A 3,035-nucleotide genomic window follows, 5' to 3' on the forward strand; every position below is an offset into this window, starting at 1 on the left:
GCTACGAAGAGAGTCTGCTCAGAAGCCTCGACGAACGGAACTTCCGTCGACGCGTTGTCGGCTACCGGAGTCGGAAGCGGCGGAAGCAGGTCCATCTCGCCACGAAGCCGGCCCATACGCTCTTCGATCTCGGTGTCCTCCGGAGCGAGCGAATGAGCCACTTCGTACTTCGTAAGCGCTTCGGAGAGCCGGCCGAGACTGTGGTACGTCTCACCAAGAAACTTGTTCGCCAGTATGTTGTCGGGAACGGCCTGGAGAACGGACTCGAACTCGGCACTCGCCTTGTCGTGCTGCCCGGCCTCGAGGAGGGCCCGCCCCAGCGCGACCCGGGCCGAGGGGTAATGGGGGTGCTTTTGCAGCCCTGACTGGCAGACCTCGATGGCCTTGTCGAGAAGGCCCGCTTTACGGTACTCCTCGGCGAGCTGCACGAATATTCGCGAGTTGGGGTCCGACTCGAGACGTTTCTGGAGATCTTCGATACGGCTCATAGTGGGCCTCTTCTCCGTTGACAGTGGTCGAGCTCCGATGGGGCTCTCGGGCTCTCCCAAAGCCCCGGTCAAGCCCCTACGGGTCGTCGACGACGATCAAAGCGGCACAAATATCCTGACATCCGGTAACCGCTTCGGTCGTCACGAGCTCTACAAAAAATGCCCCTTCTTCGGGGAACGCGTGAACGATCTCGCGGCCCGCCTTGTACGTATCCGGCTCGATGTTCCACTCGTAGCGCGCGATCTCCAGCCCGGAGCAACCGCTAGTTGGGTCCCCAACAAGTTGTGTTGCGGTAAAGGCGATCCCCTCGCCCGTCCGGTAGGAGGGCTTGTTAGGCTCGATGGTGAAGCTGCAGAACGCTCCCCCTGGGAACGATGGGCGGTTCGCCGCACGCAAAAAGATATCGGTCTGCGCCATTAACAAAGCGGCAAAGCGAAAGTTCGTTCCCGATTCTCGTGCCGTGATTGTCACGGTCGTGTCGTTCTCTTGATCGGTGCGGAAAGGCGCCCAATACCGAGCTCGCGCCACACCGTCCCCGTCCGTCACCGCGGACACCGGACCGGCCTCGACCCCTCCGGCGGTCGGCCGGGGTCCATTCAGCGGGGCCAGGTTGCCGAGATCGAGAAACTCACCGAAGGGACCCAAAGCAATGTCGTACTGAATCGTCGCTCCGGGAACCCGCTCACCGTTCGGTCCTTGAAGCACCGCCTCGATGACCGAGCTGGAAAACCCGTCGGAGACGAGGGAGTCGGGAACGGCCCGCAATGTGATCGACCGGGCCACCGTTGACGGACCCGCGAGCTCGGGCGCCTGCTGATTGTCCAGGGTGCACGCGGCACAGACTCCTGCGAGCGCGAACGGGAGCAGCCATCGACTCGACTTGATCATGTTCTCCTCCAACAGAGAAGATTTTGGTCTTTCCATCCGTTGCGCTCCTCGTCACTCGTTCCCGAAGTCGGCGAACGTGATGTTGAGAAACCCCCTCACGCTGATCGATCGGCCCGCGGTGTCGCGTCCGAAGAAATCCACCTGAGCGATGACGGAAAGAATATTCGCGGTCAGCGCCATCTCCCTGAGAGGACTCTCCGTTTTGGCCGATTGCCTCACCACCATGAAAGCGCGCTCGATCTCCGAGTTGTCGAGCGGGACCGTGAAATTGGCGGCTCCATCGAACGGGTAGGGAACGTCGATGCCGGGAACGTTGCGGCCGTCCGCCCGCACGTAAGTGACCCGGTAGCGCTCGAAAACGACGTCGGTGACGAGTCCCGCGGGTTGGGTTTGATCCTTGGGGAAGCCCACCATGGTGACGAGCCCGTTGTCGTTGAAGTAGCTGCAAGGCGGGTGATCTTCGTCGGCAAAACAGACGTCGGAGAAAAGGTCGGTCCCAGCCGCTCCCGCGCCGCCGAAGTCCGGTGAAGAGCCCTCCATGGAAACGACGCGGATGAAGGCGTTCGTCGTGTCGTTGTCCTCGGTATTCGTCGTGCAGCTTCCCAACAGCACGAAAAGGACGGGAATCGACGCCGCACGGTGATGTCGGGCCGCGTTTTTTGTCATTCGTCTCATGAGCTTGCGGGGGTTCATCGAGCTCACTCCTCCTAGACCGTATCTTTCCGGATGCGAGGCGTCAGGAAAATCAAGAGCTCCTCATTCCTCGAGGTTGTTTCCGTCGTCTTGAAGAGATAGCCGAGAATAGGAATGCGATGGAGTAGGGGCACGTATCTCTCGTCGTTTGCCTGACGGTTGACGAAGACGCCTCCAATGACTGTCGTCGAGCCGTCGTCGACGAGCACCTGGGTGTTCGCCGCTTGAGTGATGATGCTCGGAATGCCGTTCACCGACTGGCCGAAGTCGAGCGAATCGTTGTTGACCTGTATGTCCAGAATGATCGTGGCGGCCGACGTGATTTGGGGGGTCACCTGGAGAACGAGAACGGCTTCCTTGAACTGCACGGTGATCGTGTTGTTGGCCACGACCTGGACGGGAAAGGTGACGCCCTGCTTGATCTCCGCCGGCTTGTTGTTCTGGGTGATGATCTTGGGAGCGGATATGATACGCACCTGCCCGCGTCGCTCCGCTGCCGAGAGCGCGGCGTCGATGCCGAAAGCTCCGGTGATGCTTCCGAGCGAGACGCCGATAGCGCCGGTCGGTGAACCGGCGAATGGCAAGTTAACCGCGTAGCCGCGCTGTACCGGCGAGCCCCCCTCGTCGAACTGGGGAGGGATCAGACCACCCTGTCCGCCCGGCGCGACGAATTGACGCTCTGCGTCGGACCCGATGGATTGACCGTCGATCTGAATTCGATTGGGAAATACGAGCTCGGTCGTGTTGCCCAGCAACTGGGTCTGGTTGCTCGTGAATCCCCACTGCACGCCGAGCTGCCGGGAGAACGTCCTCGTCGTCACGACGATCCGCGCCTCGATCTCGACGCCGGGGATGGGCGTGTCGAGCGTGTCGATCAGCTGGTTGATCGCGGCCATCTGATCGGCGAGGTCGGTGAAGATCACGGTGTTGGTGCGGGTGTCGATGACGATGTCACCGCGGGCCGA

4 protein-coding genes are annotated in these 3,035 nt (G+C 61.3%); all 4 read right to left on the bottom strand.

Annotated elements, in window-relative coordinates; genetic code table 11:
- Positions 1–488 (bottom strand): tetratricopeptide repeat protein (locus tag VEK15_22745; protein ID HXV63538.1); only part of this gene is annotated, 488 nt, incomplete at its 3' end.
- A 76-nt stretch (positions 489–564) separates the two neighbouring features.
- Positions 565–1,413, bottom strand: coding sequence for a hypothetical protein (locus VEK15_22750; GenBank protein HXV63539.1), 849 nt, complete (start codon positions 1,411–1,413; stop codon positions 565–567).
- Positions 1,414–1,428: 15 nt separating this feature from the next.
- A complete protein-coding gene (locus VEK15_22755; protein ID HXV63540.1) occupies positions 1,429–2,070 on the bottom strand; it encodes a hypothetical protein in 642 nt (213 codons plus the stop codon).
- A 14-nt stretch (positions 2,071–2,084) separates the two neighbouring features.
- On the bottom strand, positions 2,085–3,035 hold a 951-nt coding region (locus tag VEK15_22760; protein HXV63541.1), incomplete at its 5' end, for a secretin N-terminal domain-containing protein.

The sequence above is a fragment of the Vicinamibacteria bacterium genome (genome assembly GCA_035620555.1).
Taxonomy (GTDB): Bacteria; Acidobacteriota; Vicinamibacteria; order Marinacidobacterales; family SMYC01; genus DASPGQ01.

Bases quoted from the DNA above. Each gene is read 5' to 3' on its own strand.
- VEK15_22750 (HXV63539.1), bottom strand. From the start codon at position 1,413: ATGGAAAGACCAAAATCTTCTCTGTTGGAGGAGAACATGATCAAGTCG.
- VEK15_22755 (HXV63540.1), bottom strand. From the start codon at position 2,070: ATGAACCCCCGCAAGCTCATGAGACGAATGACAAAAAACGCGGCCCGA.